Source organism: Ralstonia pickettii, assembly GCF_001699815.1.
GTDB lineage: Bacteria > Pseudomonadota > Gammaproteobacteria > Burkholderiales > Burkholderiaceae > Ralstonia > Ralstonia thomasii.
Window position 1 is genome coordinate 35957 of record NZ_MCGB01000069.1, and the last position, 16338, is coordinate 52294.

Consider the following 16338-nt stretch of genomic DNA (forward strand, 5'->3'; position numbering starts at 1 on the left):
ACCTGCTCACTTCGTTGGTTTGGGGTCGACGCTCGCTGCACTGGCGGCATCGGGGGCGGCTTGGGCACCTGCCGCGGCGCGGATATCGTGCTTGAGGCGCTCGAACTCGCGGTCGAAGTCAAGCGTGCGGCGCATGGTCGACATGGCGGTCAGCACATGTGCGCCGGAGGCGCTTTCGTTGGCCGGACCGGATTGCGGTCGGATCCACAGCCACCAGCGGCGCTCTCGCACGTAGAACATCGAAAACACGCCCAGCACCAGCAGCAGCGACCCAAGATACACGATGTTTTTGCCCGGCGCACGTGTGAGCTGGAACACGCTGGCCTGCACCTGCTGGAAGTCGGTCAGCTGCAGATATACGGGTGCGCCGTAGAAGACGTTGTCCGACAGCGCGTTGATGGCGCTCTGCAACCACTGGCTGCTGGCCGCATCCACCGTGGGTGCAGGCAGGCCATCCTGTGCGCGGGCCAGTTGCCACAGTTCCCACATGGAGCTGTTGATGATTTTCATCAGCACATCGGCCGCCTTCTCACGCTCACCCTCAGGCACCGATTTCTGCAAGAACGTGGCGACTGCGGCAAAGCCGCCCTGTGCACCGGCGGTACCGTCCTTGACATCGGCAGCGCCGGCAAAGAGGTCGAGCGCGCGACGAGCGCTTTCCATCAACTGGTTGCGCAGTTCCGCGCGCTGCTCGCCGGGCATGGAGAGCAGCGCAAACCGGCGCGCTGCCTCGCCGCGCATCGCTGGATTCTGCAGCGCGGCGCGCAGGCGCATCCAGTCGGCGACGGTGCCTTGCGCATCGGCGGGAATGCGCAGATAGCGGAACGGCTCGTCCGGCTGCGAGCGCATGCCGGCCAGGAACACCGATTGCCCGTCCAGCGTGACGGGCAGCATGTAGTTGCTGAACTCGTGTGCCTGGCCGTTGGCGTCGCGCAGCTTGTACTGCACGGAGGGGCCGACGTTGCGCAGATCGCGGTCGCGCGTCATCTTGGTGACGTTGCCAAGCTCCGCGCGCAGACCATTTTCCGCACCGCCCCTCTTGCCGACACCGCGTGCGTCCTGCTTGCCCGAGGCGTCCGTCACCGTTTCGACATTCATCAGGCGGAAGTCGGAGAACTCGACCGTGTAGTCGCCGCTCTTGCCGGTGAGCTTCGAGCTTTCGCCCACGACGCCCGACATGTCGAACGTCTTGGCGTTGTCACCGTGCATCGGGTAGCCGGTCAGCTTGAGCTTCGAGCCGCCATCTTCAAAGCTCGACTGGTAGATCGCCACGCCGTCATACACGAACGGCTTGTTCACCTCCACGCGCGCAGCGGTCTGCTTGCCGGTGCGGCGGTCAGTCACGACGATGTCGCTGGCGAACAGCTTGGGCATGCCGGTCGAGTAATGCTCGACGGTGAACTTCTTGAGCGTGATCATGAACGGCAGGTCCTGGATCAGCGCGCCATCGGCAATGTTCAGGATCGCCGTGCTGACCGTCGAACCTTCCGGCACGAAGGCGTTGCCGCGGAACCCCGGGTTCGATGTCGACAGCCGATGCTCCGGGCCGATGTCGCTGATGACCGCGTTGCCCTTGATGGGCGACTTGCCACCAAACCACATCTGCGCGCGGATCATCATGTCGCCATCCAGCAAGCCGCCGATGCAGATCACGACGATGGCCGTGTGCGCCAGGATGTAGCCGATCTTGTTGCCCGCTCCCGCCTTTGCCGCGATGAGCGTCGCTCCACCCTCGCGCGCGAACGCCTTGATGCGGAAACCTCGGTTCTGCGCAAGCGCGGCCAAGCGTGCCGTCACGGTGGCGGTATCGGCGCGGGAATCAAATTCGTCCCGGTGATGGAACGCGCGCAGACTGCCTTCGCGCACGTTCTCGCGCCAGGCGCGCATGTCGGCCAGCATCTTGGGCGCATTGCGCACGATGCACAGCGAGGTCGACACCACCAGGAACGCCAGGATCAGCAGAAACCACCACGCGCTATAGACGGTCGGCAGCGTCAGCGATCGGAATACGTCGGCCCAGAACGGCCCGAATTGGTTGACGTAGTTCGGATACGGATCGTTCTGCTTGAGCACCGTGCCGATCACGCTGGCAATGGCGATCACCGTCAGCAGGCTGATCGCAAAGCGCATCGACGACAGCAACTCGACCGTTTCGCGCAACGCGCGACGACGGGAGCGGATCTGGACGCCGGAAGTGGAGACCGAAGACATGCGGGGAAAAAACCTGTTCAAAAACGAAAACAGGGTGGCGATGCCAGGCGCATTGCCACCCTGTTCTTCTTGTTGATTGTGCGACTGTCACATGACAGCCGGGTGCGGCAGATTAGCGCAGGCCGGCAATGTAGTCGGCCACCGCCTTGATCTGCTGGGCCGTCATGCGACCGGCCAGGTCGTGCATCTGTACGCTGTTCTTGCGGGTGCCGCTCTGGAAGGCAACCAGTTGAGCTTCAGTGTATTCAGAGAACTGACCCGCGATACGCGGATACTGCGCCGGGATGCCAGCACCCGTCGGGCCGTGACAGCCCGCGCACGCTGCGATACCGCGCTTGGCGTCCCCGCCACGATACAGCTTCTGGCCCAGTTCGATCGTGTCCTTGCTCTTGGCCGAACCCGGCTTCCAAGCCGGCTGCTTGCCCAGGTAGGCGCCGATGTCCTTCATGTCCTGATCCGACAGCGCACTGGCGTACAGCGACATGACCGGGTTGTTGCGATCAGTCTTTGCCTTGAAATCCTTCAGCTGCTTTTCGACGTATTCGGCGTGCTGGCCGGCCAGCTTCGGGTTGACGTTCATGGCGCTGTTGCCGCCTGCGCCGTGACAACTGGTACACGCGGGCACGCCATTGGCCGGCACACCGTTGTTGAAGATCGTTTCGCCGCGCGCGGCGTCGGCCTTGGCGACTTTTTGCTCTTCGGCATGGGCCATGGAGAAGACCGATGCCAGGGACAGCGCTGCGACAGCAAAAACGTTCGCTATGCGGTTCATTCGCACACCTTGTTTAGATTGTTTTCGAATGCTGCGTGCGCCGCCCAACGCGGGACCCTGCGGCGCCGGGCATCCCCTTCTCCTCGAGCCAGACCAGCGCATGAAAACGGACCGGCCCGGGCCTCGGGGCGGTCCTGCGACGGATCTGGTGGGGACGTCCGTAAACCGGCGTATTGTACAATAACACCTCTGCAATGCGACCTCGCGGCGCAGCAACCACGCAGTTCTGAACTGCAGTTTACAGGTACTGCCGCGCATGTCGCTCCTGCATCAAGCCCGTTTCTTCATCACCGTCAATCATCTGCGTGATTTACCGGCGACCGCCGTGCCGGAAGTCGCGTTTGCGGGCCGCTCCAACGCAGGCAAGTCCACTGCGATCAACATCCTGTGCAATCAGAAGCGGCTGGCTTTCTCCAGTAAGACGCCCGGCCGGACGCAGCACATCAACTATTTCTCGGTGATGCCCGCCAAGGCGGAAGACCCGCTCGGCTTCTTGGTCGACCTGCCCGGTTACGGCTATGCCGAAGCGCCTGGCGAGACCAAGTCGCACTGGGTCCATCTGCTGGGCGACTACGTCAAGGCGCGCCAGCAACTCGCCGGCCTGGTCATCATGATGGATGCGCGTCGTCCATTCACCGACCTCGATTGTCAGATGGTCGAGTGGTTCCTGCCGACGGGCAAGCCGATCCACGTGCTGCTCACGAAGGCGGACAAGCTGACCAACAACGACGCCTCGCGCGCGCTCATGGCGGCACGCAAGGTGCTGGCCGACTACCGCGCGCAGATCGACGGCGATGTATCGCTGACGGTGCAGTTGTTCTCCAGCCTGAAACGTCGCGGCATCGAAGAGGCGCAGCGAATTGTCGCAGGTTGGCTGTGCCTGCCCGAGGCGCTGGAAGCGGAGCCGCAAGCCGAGCCGGCAAAAAAAACCCCGTCGCCAAACGCGCAACGGGGGTAACGACCCCATCGAGCCATCGATGGGAACCCGCGTCAGGGAGGAGCCGCGGGGGACGCCGCATCAGCGTCGCTGGCGCATTGTCCGTGCATAAGATGGATAATCGTGTCAAAGGTTTCCAAACTTCACAGTGTGTTCTTAGGGTCTGCTGAAATGATCGCAAGCTTCCCCGATCATCGTCCGCGCCGCATGCGCCGCGACGATTTCTCCCGCCGCATGATGCGCGAGTCGCGCCTCACCGCCGACGACCTGATCTACCCGGTCTTCATCCTCGAAGGCACCAACGTGCGACAGGCCGTGCCGTCGATGCCAGGTGTGGAGCGGGTGTCGGTCGACGTGCTGCTGAGCGTGGCCGAGCAGTGCGTGCAGCTGGGCGTACCGGTGCTGGCGCTCTTCCCCGTGATCGAGCCGTCGCTCAAAACGCCGGATGGTATCGAGGCCACCCATGCCGATGGCCTGATCCCGCGTGCGGTGAAGGCCCTCAAGGCGCGCTTCCCTGAACTGGGCATCCTGACCGATGTGGCGCTCGATCCGTACACGAGTCATGGCCAGGACGGCGTGCTCGACGCCAACGGCTACGTGCTCAACGAAGAGACGGTCGACATCCTGATGCGCCAGGCACTGGTGCAGGCCGAGGCTGGCGTGGACATCGTTGCGCCGTCGGACATGATGGACGGCCGCATCGGCGCGATCCGCTTGGCGCTGGAGAACGACGACCACACCTACACCCGCATCATGGCTTACGCGGCCAAGTACGCTTCGGCGTTCTACGGCCCGTTCCGTGATGCAGTGGGCTCGGCCGCCAACCTGGGCAAGAGCAACAAGATGACTTACCAGATGGACCCGGCCAACTCGGACGAGGCTCTGCGCGAAGTGGCACTCGACATCGCCGAAGGCGCCGACATGGTGATGGTCAAGCCCGGCATGCCGTATCTCGACATCGTGCGACGCGTGAAGGATGAGTTCCGCTTCCCGACCTACGTCTATCAGGTCAGTGGTGAATACGCGATGCTGAAAGCCGCTGCGCAGAACGGCTGGCTGGATCACGACAAGGTCGTGCTGGAGTCGCTGCTGGCGTTCAAGCGCGCCGGCGCGAACGGCATCCTGACGTACTTCGCATTGGACGCCGCCCGCCTGCTGCGCGCGTAGTCAGGCCGTCGGCTTGGCTGCCTGCGTCGTGCCGATCGTGCGACGCAGGCTTTCCAGAAACGTGTCGGCGCGCTCATAGCCGACCACACGAGCTTTCAGTTCGCGACCCTGCGCATCGAAGAAGATCGTGCCGGGCGGGCCGAACAAGCCGAAGCGCTTGAGCAGTACTTGGTCATCCGCACTGTTGGCAGTCACGTCAGCCTGCAGCAGCACCACATCGGCAAGCGCCTTGCGCACCCGCGTATCGGTAAAGGTCAGGCGCTCCATTTCCTTGCAGCTCACACACCAGTCGGCGTAGAAATCGAGCATCACCGCACGGCCCGACGCGCTCGCGTTGCGCACTTCGGCATCGAGTTCAGCGATGCTCTTCACCCGCTTGAATGTCACCCCGTGTGCCTCAGCTTGCGCGGATGCGCCCGCCGATGCGCGAATCAGTCCGGACAGCGGCTGTAGCGGATCGCGACCGCCGGCGGCGACTCCGACCAGTTGCGCTGCGCCAGCCAGCGCGAGCACCACACCCGCGACCTTGCCCAAGCGCTGCACGTTGCCGGCGCCGTCGGGCAACGAATCGAATGTCCGCAGAAACACGGCCGCACCGATCAGCAAGCCACCCCACGCAATCATCACTGCCCACGCCGGCAACACCGGCTGCACGATCCACAGCGCCACAGCCAGCAGGATGAAACCGAACACCGCCTTGGTGACGATCAACCAATGGCCCGCGCGCGGCAGCAGGTTGCCCGCGCCTACACCCACGAGCACGAGCGGTACCCCCATGCCGATCGACATCGCAAACAACGCCATACCGCCGATCGCGGCGTTGCCGGTCTGCGCGATATAGGCCAGCGCGCCCGCCAACGCCGGCGTCACACACGGCGACACTATCAACGCCGAAAGCGCGCCCATCACGACCGCGCCAACAATCTCGCCGCCGCCATGCTTGCTGGAGGCTTTTGTCAGGTGATCGCGCCAAGCTGCCGGCAACTGCAGTTCATACAGCCCGAACATCGACAGCGACAGCGCTACCATCAATACGGCAAACGCGCCCAGCACCCAGGCGTTCTGCAGCGCGGCTTGCAGGCCCTGCCCGGCTAAGCCGGCTGCCACCCCTACGGCGGTATAGACGAAGGCCATCCCGAGCACGTAGGCCACCGACACGATCGCTGCGCGCGAACGCGTCGCGTGCTCGCCGACCACGATCGCCGACAGGATCGGCAGCATCGGGAGCACACACGGCGTGAAGGTAAGCAACAGACCGAGCCCAAAGAACAACGCCGCAATCGCGCCAAGGTTGCCGCTACCCAGCGTGCTGGCGATGCGGCCGAGTGCGTCGCCACCGCCGGCGGAAGGCGCCGCCGGGGAAGCCGCTGCGGGTTCCACATGGAACCGGCTCTTCATCGGCGGATAACACAGGCCTTGATCCGCGCACCCCTGCGACGTGACGATCAGCGTGAATGGCGCCGTCGCGTTCCGCGCCTTCACATGGAATGCGATTTCATGGCGATAGGTTTCGACATCCTTGTTGAACGTCTCGTCGAATTTGACCTTGCCTGCCGGCATGTCGAGGAGTGCGAGTGCGACAGCTGCCGGATCCGCCGCCACCGCGAAGCGCTCACGGTACATGTAGTAGCCATCAGCAATCGCGAACTTGACTTCGACGGTCTGGCCGTCGACCTGCGTGGCGGAGAAGCGGAACGCCTGCTCGGGTGGCAGGAAATCGTCAGCAGCATGTGCAGGCATGCACAGCGTCGCCACCGCGACCAGCAGCATCGCCAACTGCATCACACGCCGCACGGACACGAACGAAGAGAAGGTCATATCAACGCCAAACAAACATCAATTGGAAGACATGCGCGTTTCGTCGGCCACCCACGCAAGATACGCCGGCAACCCCGCAGCCACCGGCACAGCGATGATCTCGGGAACCTCGTACGGGTGCGCCTTCCGTAGCGCGACTTCCAACGCAGGGTAGGCTGCGCCCGTGGTCTTGATCAGCAGCGGGATCTCGGTGGCGTGCTCGATCGCGCCGTTCCACCAATACGTCGACGCGCAAGCCGGCAAGCGATTGACGCACGCCGCTGCGCGAGATTCCAGCACGGCCGTCGTCACGCGATCCGCGCTATCGGCGTCGGGTAGATTGGTCAGCACCAGCAGCACTTCGGTTCCTGCAGACATAGATACTCCAGAAGCGCACGCCGATGGCAGACCACCGAAGCAGGCAACAAAAAAGCCAGGGTACGATCCTGGCTTCATTGTAATGCGCGCGGCTGCACGCATTCTGGGGCTTGGCCAGCGCGACGCCATGTCGCACCGGCAAACCTGAGCTGACCTTACTCGGCAGCGCCGTCGACTTCCACAGCCTCGGCAACTTCCGGACGGTCGAGCAGCTCCACCAGCGCCATCGGCGCATTGTCGCCCTGGCGGAAGCCGAACTTCAGGATGCGGGTGTAGCCGCCCGGACGGGTCGCGAAACGCGGACCCAGTTCGTTGAACAGCTTGGTAACCATGTCGCGGTCGCGCAGACGGGCGAATGCCAGACGGCGGTTGGCGACGGTGTCCTTCTTGGCCAGCGTGATCAGAGGCTCGACAACCTTGCGCAGTTCCTTGGCCTTCGGCACGGTGGTCTTGATCAGCTCGTGCTGCAGCAGCGAGTTGGACATGTTGCGCAGCATCGCGAGACGGTGCGACGAAGTGCGGTTCAGTTTCCGCAAACCATGACGGTGACGCATGATGATTCCTTCTTAAGAGTGTTTGACCAGCTCTTCTATCGCCGCCGCTCGTATAACGCTGCGTGGCGCGGGCCGGTAGTCTTACCAATAAGCCACCCAAACGGCGATGGCGGGAAAACCGGCCGATGCTCGCGCACCGGCCGACAATTGCAACTTACTTCTCGAGACCTGCCGGCGGCCAGTTCTCGAGCTTCATGCCGAGCGTCAGGCCACGCGATGCGAGGACTTCCTTGATCTCGTTGAGCGACTTGCGCCCCAGGTTCGGGGTCTTGAGCAGTTCGTTCTCGGTGCGCTGGATGAGGTCGCCGATGTAATAGATGTTTTCAGCCTTCAGGCAGTTGGCCGAACGCACCGTCAGTTCCAAGTCGTCGACCGGGCGCAGCAGGATCGGATCGATCTGCGGCGCGCGGGCGGCGGCGGCCTCAGCGGCGCTTTCGGTACCTTCCAGGGCAGCGAACACCGACAGCTGATCAACCAGGATGCGAGCCGACTGGCGGATCGCTTCTTCCGGCGAGATCACGCCGTTGGTCTCGATGTTCATCACCAGCTTGTCGAGATCGGTACGCTGCTCCACACGCGCAGACTCAACCGCGTACGACACACGGCGCACCGGTGCGAACGAGGCGTCCAGCACGATGCGGCCGATGACCTTGCTGGACTCATCGCCGAACTTGCGCACATTGCCCGGCACATAGCCGCGGCCTTGCTCGACCTTCAACTGCAGATCCAGCTTGCCACCAGCCGACAGGTTGGCGATCACGTGGCCCGGATTGATGATCTCGACGTCGTGCGGAAGCTCGATATCAGCGGCGGTGACCACACCTTCGCCTTCCTTGCGCAGCGACACCGTCACTTCATCACGGTTGTGCAGCTTGAACACCACACCCTTCAGGTTCAGCAGCAGGTTGACAACGTCTTCCTGCACGCCATCGATGGTGGAATATTCGTGGACGACCCCAGCGATCGTGACTTCGGTCGGGGCATAGCCGACCATCGACGACAGCAGCACGCGGCGCAGCGCGTTACCGAGCGTGTGGCCGTAGCCGCGCTCGAACGGTTCCATGACGACCTTCGCGTGATGATCGCCAAGCGGCTCAACCGCAATAATTTTGGGCTTCAGGAGTGCTGTTTGCATTAGGTTGTCCTATTTCAATACCCTCGGCTCGTTACACCGATAAGGCTGACGGATTGGACTGGAAAGGTTCCATCGCGAACGTTGCGACGGAAGACGCACGTGCCGCAATCGATTTGCGGCACGTAACAATTCGGATTGGATCGACACCGAAGTGCTGCTGGCGCACGAACACAATGTCGTTGACGATGAGCGTCCCCAAAAAGGCACACGAGCCCGCACCTGCGGTACGGGCGTCGTCATTAACGCGAATACAGTTCGACGATCAGGCTTTCGTTGATGTCGCCGGCGATATCTGCGCGATCCGGGGCTTGCTTGAAGGTGCCTTCCATCTTCTTGGCATCCACGGCAACCCAGATCGGGAAGCCGGACTGCTCAGCCAGCGTCAGCGACTCGGCAATACGCACTTGCTTCTTCGACTTTTCGCGGATGGCAATGACGTCGCCCGACTTGACCTGAGCCGACGGCACGTTCAGCGCTTGACCATTCACCAGGATCGCCTTGTGCGACACCAGCTGACGCGCTTCCGCGCGGGTCGAGCCGAAGCCCATACGATAGACGACGTTGTCCAGGCGCGATTCCAGCAGTTGCAGCAAGGTTTCACCCGTGTTGCCCTTACGGCGATCGGCTTCAGCGAAGTAGCGGCGGAATTGACGCTCCAGCACACCGTAGATGCGCTTGACCTTCTGCTTTTCACGCAGCTGGTTGCCGTAGTCGGACGTTCGGGCGCCGGAAGTGCGGCCGTGCTGACCAGGCTTGCTGTCCAGCTTGCATTTGTCGGCGAGCGAGCGGCGTGCGCTCTTGAGGAAAAGGTCAGTACCTTCGCGGCGAGACAGTTTCGCCTTGGGGCCGGTATAGCGTGCCACGTTGCGTTCCTTCGTTATCAGTCATCCGTGGCACACGGCCTCGGATGGTCCGCCTGCTCAGCCCTAACAACAGGACCGCAGCGAACAGTGGGCTTATGAAAAGACGAAACCCGCCTTCCGGAAAACCCGGAAGACAGGCAGGCGGGCAAGTATAGCACCCGCAGACCGCCCCCGCCAGCAACTGGCGAGGGCGGCCGAATCACTTAGATACGACGACGCTTCGGCGGACGGCAGCCGTTGTGGGGCACCGGCGTCACGTCTTCGATCAACTGGATCTTGATACCCAGGTTGTTCAGTGCGCGTACGGCCGATTCACGACCCGGGCCCGGGCCCTTGATGCGCACTTCCAGGTTCTTGATGCCTTGGTCCTGCGCCACGCGGCCAGCGCTCTCAGCGGCCACCTGGGCCGCGAACGGCGTCGACTTACGCGAGCCCTTGAAGCCTTGGCCACCCGACGTCGCCCACGACAGAGCATTGCCCTGACGGTCGGTGATCGTGATGATTGTGTTGTTGAACGACGCGTGAACGTGCGCGATGCCGTCGGCGACGTTCTTGCGAACCTTCTTGCGCGCGCGCTGGGCGGCGGTATTCGCTGCTTTTGCCATAGTTCCTATCCTTTACCCGACGGATTACTTCTTGAGCGCGACGCCGGCCTTACGCGGACCCTTACGGGTACGGGCATTGGTGCGGGTACGCTGACCACGCATCGGCAGGCCCTTGCGATGGCGCACGCCACGGTAGCAGCCCAAATCCATCAGGCGCTTGATGTTCATCGTCGTTTCACGGCGCAGATCGCCTTCGACGAGGAACTTCTCGATTTCCTTACGCAGCGCGTCCTGGTCCGGATCCGTCAGGTCCTTGACCTTCTTGTCGGTCGGGATGCCAGTAGCCTCGCAAATCTTCTGAGCGCGCGAGCGGCCAATACCGTAGATCGCCGTCAGGCCAATCACGGTATGTTTGTGGTTGGGGATGTTGACCCCTGCGATACGTGCCATTCGTCAATCCTCTTTGCGAAATTAGCCTTGGCGCTGCTTATGACGCGGGTCCGACGAGCAGATCACACGCACCACGCCCTTGCGCTTGATGATTTTGCAGTTGCGGCAAATGCGCTTAACAGAAGCCAGCACTTTCATGATTTTCCTCTTCCTTCAATTCCAGTCCGCTCACTTCGCCCGGAATACGATGCGCGCGCGGGACAGATCATACGGGGTCAATTCGACCGTCACCTTGTCCCCGGGCAAGATGCGGATGTAATGCATACGCATCTTGCCGGAAATATGGCCTAACACTACGTGGCCGTTCTCTAGCTTGACGCGAAACGTTGCGTTGGGGAGGTTTTCCAGCACCTCGCCTTGCATCTGGATCACGTCATCTTTAGCCATGTCCTTTCAGGTTCGTGCGATCACTCCTAGCGGAGTGTCAGGTTTCCCTTGAAATTCGCCTTCTTCATCAAAGACTCGTACTGCTGAGACATCACGTAGGACTGCACTTGCGCCATGAAGTCCATCGTGACAACCACGATGATCAACAGGGACGTCCCACCGAAGTAGAACGGCACATTCCAGCGCAGCACCAAGAACTCCGGCAACAGACACACCAGCGTGATGTAGATCGCACCCGCCAGGGTCAGACGCACCAGAATCTTGTCGATATACCGCGTGGTTTGCTCGCCCGGACGGATGCCCGGAATGAACGCCCCACTCTTCTTCAGGTTATCTGCCACTTCCCGGCTGTTATAAACCAGTGCGGTGTAGAAGAAACAGAAGAAGATGATCGCCGCCGCATACAGCAGGATGTAGACCGGCTGACCCGGCGACAGCGTTGCTGCCAAGTCCTTGACAACCCGTGCCACCGGATTCGTCGAGTTGCCAGCTGTAAACCAGCCCGCGATCGTGGCCGGGAACAGAATGATCGACGATGCAAAGATCGGCGGAATCACCCCGGCCATATTCAACTTCAGCGGCAGATGCGACGACTGTCCGCCATAAATCTTGTTACCAACCTGCCGCTTGGCGTAATTGACGAGGATCTTGCGCTGGCCGCGTTCGATGAACACGACCACAAACGTCACCGCACCAATAATCGCCACCACCAGGATCGCCGAGAAAATTCCCATCGAACCCGTACGCACCAGCTCGAACAGCCCGCCAATCGCGTTGGGAAGGCCTGCAGCAATCCCGCCAAAAATGATGATCGAGATCCCGTTGCCCAGACCACGCTCGGTGATCTGCTCACCCAGCCACATCAGGAACATCGTGCCCGTCACCAGCGTGATCACCGCGGTGGCCCGGAACATCAGACCCGGATCCAGCACCAGACCGGGCTGCGCTTCCAGGGCTACTGCAATCCCTAGCGCCTGGAACGTCGCCAGGATGACCGTGCCGTAGCGCGTGTACTGCGTAATCTTGCGCTGGCCGGCCTGGCCTTCCTTCTTCAACGATTCCAGCTGCGGCAGCACGATCGTCAGCAGCTGCATGATGATCGACGCCGAGATGTACGGCATGATCCCCAACGCAAACACTGTGAAACGCGACAGCGCGCCGCCGGAGAACAGGTTAAACATCCCGAGGATGCCACCCGACTGCCGTTGGAAAAGCTGCGCCAGTTGATCCGGATCGATACCCGGCACAGGAATGTGCGCGCCGATCCGGTACACCAGCAATGCCAGCACCAGGAACACCAGCCGACGGCGAAGATCGCCGTACTTGGCCGTGTTCTTGGCCTGGGCCATCACATTAGGTTTCGCCGTGGCCAAACGGATGCTCCGTCAGTGTGAAACAGCAGGCTATTAGGCCAGCGAGCCACCGGCTGCTTCGATTGCAGCTTTCGCCCCAGCCGTCGCGCCGATACCCTTCAGAGTTACCTTCTTGTCGATCTCACCCGACAGGATCACCTTGGCGCTCTTGACCATCTCGCCAACGAGCCCGGCTTGCTTGAGGGACAGCAGATCGACTTCTTCGATCGGCAGCCCCGCCAAGTCGCCCAGACGCACTTCAGCGGTGAATTCCTTGGTCAGCGAGGTGAACCCACGCTTGGGCAGACGACGATGCAGGGGCATCTGGCCGCCTTCAAAGCCGACCTTGTGGAAACCACCCGAACGCGACTTCTGCCCCTTGTGACCACGACCAGCCGTCTTGCCCAGGCCCGAGCCAATGCCGCGACCAACGCGGCGCTTGGCGTGCTTGGAGCCGGCTGCCGGCTTCAGGTTATTCAGTTGCATGTTCTTCTCCGTCTTGCCTTAGCCGATGACCTTGACCAGGTAGGACACCTTGTTGATCATGCCGCGCACTGCGGGCGTGTCCTGCAATTCGGACACCGAGTTCATGCGGCGCAGGCCCAGGCCGCGCACCGTGGCGCGGTGGTCTTCGCGCGTACCGATCAGGCTGCGCACGAGTTGGACTTTCACGGTTTTCTGCGACATATCGTTCACCTATCCCTTCGGCTTAGCCGAGGATCTCTTCGACCGACTTGCCACGCTTGGCGGCAACTTCGGCCGGGGTGCTCATCTTGCGCAGGCCATCCAGCGTTGCGCGCACCATGTTGTAAGGATTGGTCGAACCGTGCGACTTGGTCACGATGTTCGTCACGCCCATCACTTCGAAGATAGCGCGCATCGGGCCGCCGGCGATCACGCCGGTACCGTCCTTCGCGGGCATCATCTGCACCTTTGCGGCGCCATGCTTGCCAACCACTTCGTGCTGCAGCGTACCGTTCTTCAGCGGGACCTTGACCATCTTGCGACGAGCCTCGTCCATTGCCTTCTGCACGGCTACGGGGACTTCCTTAGCCTTACCCTTGCCCATGCCGATACGGCCGTCGCCGTCGCCGACCACAGTCAGAGCAGCGAAACCGAGAATCCGGCCGCCCTTGACCACCTTGGTCACACGGTTGACCGCGATCATCTTCTCGCGAAGACCGTCGTCGCGTTCGTCCCCTTGGACCTTAGGTTGAATTTTTGCCATGACGATATCCTCTATGCCGGCTTAGAACTTCAGGCCAGCTTCGCGTGCCGCGTCAGCCAGAGCCTTTACGCGACCGTGATAACGGAAACCCGAGCGATCGAACGCCACGGCTTCGATGCCGGCAGCCTTCGCCTTCTCAGCGATACGCTTACCCACCAGGGTGGCAGCAGCGGTGTTGCCACCGTTGCCGTTCAGTTCCTTGCGGACTTCGGCTTCCGCCGTCGAGGCCGAAGCCAGGACCTTGGTGCCGTCTTCCGAGAAGACCTGCGCATAAATGTGCAGGTTCGTACGGTGCACAGCCAGACGGGCGACGCTCAGTTCCGCAATTTTCAGGCGGGTCTGACGTGCACGGCGCAGACGCGAGTCATTTTTGTTCATGATGTGCACCCTTACTTCTTCTTGGTTTCCTTCAGGATCACACGCTCGTCGGCGTAGCGCACACCCTTGCCCTTGTAGGGCTCAGGCGGACGATAACCACGCACTTCAGCGGCGACCTGACCAACTTTTTGCTTGTCCGAACCCTTGATGATGATCTCGGTCTGCGTCGGCGTTTCCGCCTTCACGCCTTCCGGCATCTCATGGATCACGTCGTGCGAGAAACCGAGCTGCAGCTTCAGGGCGGTGCCCTGAACCGATGCACGATAACCCACGCCGACCAGGTTCAGCTTGCGCTCGAAGCCCGTCGTCACACCCTTGACCATGTTGGCGGTCAGGGCGCGCATCGTGCCTTGCAACGCATTGGCTTCACGCGACTCATCTGCCGGCGCGAACGTGATCGTGCCGTTGTCGGTGTTGACCTTGACCAGCGAGTGGATCGGCTGCGTCAGCGTGCCCAACGGGCCCTTGACGGTCAGCAGACCACCAGCGAAATTGACTTCTGCGCCCTTGGGCAGCGCGATGGGGGCCTTACCTACGCGAGACATGGTTCCCCTCCCTTAGGCGACGTAGCAAATGACTTCGCCACCGACACCGGTTGCGCGGGCGCGGCGGTCCGTCATCAGACCCTGAGGGGTCGAGATGATGGCGACACCCAAGCCGTTCATCACTTGCGGGATTTCATTACGGCCCTTGTACACACGCAGGCCAGGCTTCGAGACGCGCTCCAGGCGTTCGATGACCGGGCGGCCAGCGTAGTACTTCAGACCAATCGTCAGGGTGGACTTGCCACCCTGCTCGGTCACGGCGAATTCGTCGATGTAGCCTTCGTCCTTCAGGACTTTGGCGATTGCCACCTTCAGCTTCGACGACGGCATGACCACCGACGCTTTTTCCACCGCTTGCGCGTTGCGGATACGCGTCAGCATATCGGCGATCGGATCGCTCATGCTCATACTGTTTCTCCTGTAGCCTGTGCGTGATTACCAGCTGGCTTTCGTCAGACCCGGGATCTCGCCCTTGAAGGCGATCTCGCGGAGCTTGTTACGCGCCAGGCCGAACTTACGGAACGTACCGCGGGGACGACCGGTGATCGAGCAGCGGTTGCGCTGACGAGTCGGATTTGCATTGCGCGGCAGCGCTTGCAGCTTCAGACGCGCTTCGTAGCGCTCTTCTTCCGACTTGCTTTGGTCGGCCACGATGGCTTCGAGAGCGGCGCGCTTCTCAGCGTACTTGGCCACGAGCTTGGCACGCTTCTTCTCGCGTTCGATCAGAGACAATTTAGCCACGGTAACCCCTTAATTACGGAACGGGAACTTGAACGCGTTGAGGAGCGCCTTCGCTTCCTCGTCGTTCTTCGCAGTCGTCGTGATGCTGATATTCAGACCACGGAGTGCGTCGATCTTGTCGTATTCGATTTCGGGGAAAATGATCTGCTCTTTCACACCGATGTTGTAGTTGCCACGACCGTCGAACGCCTTACCAGACACACCACGGAAGTCGCGCACGCGGGGCAGCGACACGGTGATGAAGCGGTCCAGGAATTCGTACATGCGTTGGCCACGCAGCGTGACCATCGTGCCGATCGGGTAACCCTGGCGGATCTTGAAGCCGGCGATAGCCTTACGGGCCTTCGTGACGATGGGCTTCTGGCCAGCGATTTTGATCAGGTCGCCCGTGGCGTGCTCAATGACTTTCTTGTCATTGATGGCTTCGCCAAGACCCATGTTCAGGGTGATCTTGGTGATGCGCGGCACTTCCATCACAGACTTGTAGCCGAACTGCTTGATCAGCTCGGGCACAACCTTCTCTTTATAAAACTCTTGCAGACGTGCAGTCATGCTCAACTCCTCTCTATTGCCCAGAATCAAGCGCCGACGGCAGCACCGGTGGTCTTCAGTACGCGCGTCTTCACGCCGCCTTCAACCTTGATGCCGACGCGCGACGGCTTGCCATTGGCATCCACGAGCGCAACGTTCGAAATATGGATGGGCATGATCTTGTCGACCACACCACCCGTGGTACCCAGCATCGGGTTCGGGCGCACGTGCTTTTTGGCAACGTTCACGCCTTCAACCGTCACATGCTCGGCGAGCACGGCCAGCACGGTACCTTGCTTGCCCTTGTCTTTACCGGTACGGACGATGACGCGATCGCCCTTGCGAATCTTGTTCATGCGGCCTCCGA

23 protein-coding genes are annotated in these 16338 nt (G+C 61.6%); 2 read left to right on the top strand and 21 right to left on the bottom strand.

Annotated features, from left to right (window positions below):
* Positions 1–6 precede the first annotated feature (6 nt).
* The gene (locus tag BEK68_RS13590) at positions 7–2211 is read right to left on the bottom strand and encodes a cytochrome c biogenesis protein ResB (RefSeq protein ID WP_012436577.1); all 2205 of its coding nucleotides are present in this window, start codon (positions 2209–2211) and stop codon (positions 7–9) included.
* Positions 2212–2323: 112 nt separating this feature from the next.
* The gene (locus BEK68_RS13595) at positions 2324–2983 is read right to left on the bottom strand and encodes a c-type cytochrome (RefSeq protein ID WP_012436578.1); all 660 of its coding nucleotides are present in this window, start codon (positions 2981–2983) and stop codon (positions 2324–2326) included.
* A 256-nt stretch (positions 2984–3239) separates the two neighbouring features.
* Between BEK68_RS13595 and yihA the strand changes: the two genes are divergently transcribed.
* Positions 3240–3941, top strand: a complete 702-nt coding sequence (gene yihA, locus BEK68_RS13600) for a ribosome biogenesis GTP-binding protein YihA/YsxC (protein WP_012436579.1) — start codon at positions 3240–3242, stop codon at positions 3939–3941.
* Positions 3942–4091: 150 nt separating this feature from the next.
* Positions 4092–5087, top strand: a complete 996-nt coding sequence (gene hemB, locus BEK68_RS13605) for a porphobilinogen synthase (RefSeq protein ID WP_012436580.1) — start codon at positions 4092–4094, stop codon at positions 5085–5087.
* On the opposite strand, the gene dsbD is transcribed toward hemB, so the two are convergent.
* The 19 genes from dsbD to rplX all read right to left on the bottom strand — a co-directional run bounded on the left by dsbD (position 5088) and on the right by rplX (position 16327).
* The gene (gene dsbD, locus BEK68_RS13610; RefSeq protein ID WP_012436581.1) at positions 5088–6905 is read right to left on the bottom strand and encodes a protein-disulfide reductase DsbD; all 1818 of its coding nucleotides are present in this window, start codon (positions 6903–6905) and stop codon (positions 5088–5090) included.
* A gap of 18 nt (positions 6906–6923) precedes the next feature.
* Positions 6924–7262, bottom strand: coding sequence for a divalent-cation tolerance protein CutA (gene cutA / locus BEK68_RS13615; RefSeq protein WP_004634513.1), 339 nt, complete (start codon positions 7260–7262; stop codon positions 6924–6926).
* Between the two features lie 155 nt (positions 7263–7417).
* Positions 7418–7816: a 50S ribosomal protein L17 gene (gene rplQ / locus BEK68_RS13620; RefSeq protein ID WP_004634511.1), complete on the bottom strand. Its 399-nt coding sequence runs from the start codon at positions 7814–7816 to the stop codon at positions 7418–7420.
* 154 nt (positions 7817–7970) lie between these two features.
* Positions 7971–8951: a DNA-directed RNA polymerase subunit alpha gene (locus BEK68_RS13625; protein ID WP_004634508.1), complete on the bottom strand. Its 981-nt coding sequence runs from the start codon at positions 8949–8951 to the stop codon at positions 7971–7973.
* 239 nt (positions 8952–9190) lie between these two features.
* A complete protein-coding gene (gene rpsD, locus BEK68_RS13630; protein ID WP_004634505.1) occupies positions 9191–9814 on the bottom strand; it encodes a 30S ribosomal protein S4 in 624 nt (207 codons plus the stop codon).
* Between the two features lie 203 nt (positions 9815–10017).
* Positions 10018–10419, bottom strand: a complete 402-nt coding sequence (rpsK, locus tag BEK68_RS13635; protein WP_003264143.1) for a 30S ribosomal protein S11 — start codon at positions 10417–10419, stop codon at positions 10018–10020.
* A gap of 24 nt (positions 10420–10443) precedes the next feature.
* Positions 10444–10809, bottom strand: a complete 366-nt coding sequence (gene rpsM, locus BEK68_RS13640) for a 30S ribosomal protein S13 (protein ID WP_004634501.1) — start codon at positions 10807–10809, stop codon at positions 10444–10446.
* Positions 10810–10830: 21 nt separating this feature from the next.
* Positions 10831–10947, bottom strand: coding sequence for a 50S ribosomal protein L36 (gene rpmJ / locus BEK68_RS13645; protein ID WP_003264141.1), 117 nt, complete (start codon positions 10945–10947; stop codon positions 10831–10833).
* 30 nt (positions 10948–10977) lie between these two features.
* Positions 10978–11196: a translation initiation factor IF-1 gene (gene infA / locus BEK68_RS13650; RefSeq protein ID WP_003264140.1), complete on the bottom strand. Its 219-nt coding sequence runs from the start codon at positions 11194–11196 to the stop codon at positions 10978–10980.
* 26 nt (positions 11197–11222) lie between these two features.
* A complete protein-coding gene (secY, locus tag BEK68_RS13655; RefSeq protein WP_012436582.1) occupies positions 11223–12545 on the bottom strand; it encodes a preprotein translocase subunit SecY in 1323 nt (440 codons plus the stop codon).
* Positions 12546–12602: 57 nt separating this feature from the next.
* Positions 12603–13034, bottom strand: coding sequence for a 50S ribosomal protein L15 (gene rplO / locus BEK68_RS13660; RefSeq protein ID WP_004634495.1), 432 nt, complete (start codon positions 13032–13034; stop codon positions 12603–12605).
* Positions 13035–13052: 18 nt separating this feature from the next.
* Positions 13053–13235 (bottom strand): 50S ribosomal protein L30, encoded by a 183-nt coding sequence (gene rpmD, locus BEK68_RS13665; protein WP_003264137.1) that lies wholly within the window; start codon positions 13233–13235, stop codon positions 13053–13055.
* A gap of 22 nt (positions 13236–13257) precedes the next feature.
* Positions 13258–13776 (bottom strand): 30S ribosomal protein S5, encoded by a 519-nt coding sequence (gene rpsE / locus BEK68_RS13670; protein ID WP_004634493.1) that lies wholly within the window; start codon positions 13774–13776, stop codon positions 13258–13260.
* Between the two features lie 21 nt (positions 13777–13797).
* The gene (gene rplR / locus BEK68_RS13675; protein WP_004634492.1) at positions 13798–14154 is read right to left on the bottom strand and encodes a 50S ribosomal protein L18; all 357 of its coding nucleotides are present in this window, start codon (positions 14152–14154) and stop codon (positions 13798–13800) included.
* Positions 14155–14165: 11 nt separating this feature from the next.
* Positions 14166–14699 (bottom strand): 50S ribosomal protein L6, encoded by a 534-nt coding sequence (rplF, locus tag BEK68_RS13680; protein WP_004634491.1) that lies wholly within the window; start codon positions 14697–14699, stop codon positions 14166–14168.
* A gap of 12 nt (positions 14700–14711) precedes the next feature.
* Entirely contained in the window at positions 14712–15107 is a 396-nt protein-coding gene (gene rpsH, locus BEK68_RS13685) for a 30S ribosomal protein S8 (RefSeq protein ID WP_004634489.1), read from the bottom strand.
* Positions 15108–15134: 27 nt separating this feature from the next.
* Positions 15135–15440 carry a 30S ribosomal protein S14 gene (rpsN, locus tag BEK68_RS13690; protein ID WP_004634486.1) on the bottom strand — a complete coding sequence of 102 codons (306 nt, stop codon included), beginning with the start codon at positions 15438–15440 and terminating at the stop codon, positions 15135–15137.
* 9 nt (positions 15441–15449) lie between these two features.
* A complete protein-coding gene (gene rplE, locus BEK68_RS13695) occupies positions 15450–15992 on the bottom strand; it encodes a 50S ribosomal protein L5 (protein ID WP_009241894.1) in 543 nt (180 codons plus the stop codon).
* Positions 15993–16018: 26 nt separating this feature from the next.
* A complete protein-coding gene (rplX, locus tag BEK68_RS13700) occupies positions 16019–16327 on the bottom strand; it encodes a 50S ribosomal protein L24 (protein WP_004634483.1) in 309 nt (102 codons plus the stop codon).
* Between the last annotated feature and the right edge of the window lie 11 nt (positions 16328–16338).

What these genes read in the sequence shown, in the direction of transcription:
- rplR (WP_004634492.1), bottom strand. Translation starts at nt 14,154, where the DNA reads ATGAACAAAAATGACTCGCGTCTGCGCCGTGCACGTCAGACCCGCCTG.
- hemB (WP_012436580.1), top strand. Translation starts at nt 4,092, where the DNA reads ATGATCGCAAGCTTCCCCGATCATCGTCCGCGCCGCATGCGCCGCGAC.
- rplO (WP_004634495.1), bottom strand. Translation starts at nt 13,034, where the DNA reads ATGCAACTGAATAACCTGAAGCCGGCAGCCGGCTCCAAGCACGCCAAG.
- rplF (WP_004634491.1), bottom strand. Translation starts at nt 14,699, where the DNA reads ATGTCTCGCGTAGGTAAGGCCCCCATCGCGCTGCCCAAGGGCGCAGAA.
- rpmD (WP_003264137.1), bottom strand. Translation starts at nt 13,235, where the DNA reads ATGTCGCAGAAAACCGTGAAAGTCCAACTCGTGCGCAGCCTGATCGGT.
- BEK68_RS13590 (WP_012436577.1), bottom strand. Translation starts at nt 2,211, where the DNA reads ATGTCTTCGGTCTCCACTTCCGGCGTCCAGATCCGCTCCCGTCGTCGC.
- secY (WP_012436582.1), bottom strand. Translation starts at nt 12,545, where the DNA reads ATGGCCCAGGCCAAGAACACGGCCAAGTACGGCGATCTTCGCCGTCGG.
- BEK68_RS13595 (WP_012436578.1), bottom strand. Translation starts at nt 2,983, where the DNA reads ATGAACCGCATAGCGAACGTTTTTGCTGTCGCAGCGCTGTCCCTGGCA.
- infA (WP_003264140.1), bottom strand. Translation starts at nt 11,196, where the DNA reads ATGGCTAAAGATGACGTGATCCAGATGCAAGGCGAGGTGCTGGAAAAC.
- yihA (WP_012436579.1), top strand. Translation starts at nt 3,240, where the DNA reads ATGTCGCTCCTGCATCAAGCCCGTTTCTTCATCACCGTCAATCATCTG.
- rpsK (WP_003264143.1), bottom strand. Translation starts at nt 10,419, where the DNA reads ATGGCAAAAGCAGCGAATACCGCCGCCCAGCGCGCGCGCAAGAAGGTT.
- rplE (WP_009241894.1), bottom strand. Translation starts at nt 15,992, where the DNA reads ATGACTGCACGTCTGCAAGAGTTTTATAAAGAGAAGGTTGTGCCCGAG.
- rpsH (WP_004634489.1), bottom strand. Translation starts at nt 15,107, where the DNA reads ATGAGCATGAGCGATCCGATCGCCGATATGCTGACGCGTATCCGCAAC.
- rplX (WP_004634483.1), bottom strand. Translation starts at nt 16,327, where the DNA reads ATGAACAAGATTCGCAAGGGCGATCGCGTCATCGTCCGTACCGGTAAA.
- rplQ (WP_004634511.1), bottom strand. Translation starts at nt 7,816, where the DNA reads ATGCGTCACCGTCATGGTTTGCGGAAACTGAACCGCACTTCGTCGCAC.
- BEK68_RS13625 (WP_004634508.1), bottom strand. Translation starts at nt 8,951, where the DNA reads ATGCAAACAGCACTCCTGAAGCCCAAAATTATTGCGGTTGAGCCGCTT.
- rpsE (WP_004634493.1), bottom strand. Translation starts at nt 13,776, where the DNA reads ATGGCAAAAATTCAACCTAAGGTCCAAGGGGACGAACGCGACGACGGT.
- rpsM (WP_004634501.1), bottom strand. Translation starts at nt 10,809, where the DNA reads ATGGCACGTATCGCAGGGGTCAACATCCCCAACCACAAACATACCGTG.
- cutA (WP_004634513.1), bottom strand. Translation starts at nt 7,262, where the DNA reads ATGTCTGCAGGAACCGAAGTGCTGCTGGTGCTGACCAATCTACCCGAC.
- dsbD (WP_012436581.1), bottom strand. Translation starts at nt 6,905, where the DNA reads ATGACCTTCTCTTCGTTCGTGTCCGTGCGGCGTGTGATGCAGTTGGCG.
- rpmJ (WP_003264141.1), bottom strand. Translation starts at nt 10,947, where the DNA reads ATGAAAGTGCTGGCTTCTGTTAAGCGCATTTGCCGCAACTGCAAAATC.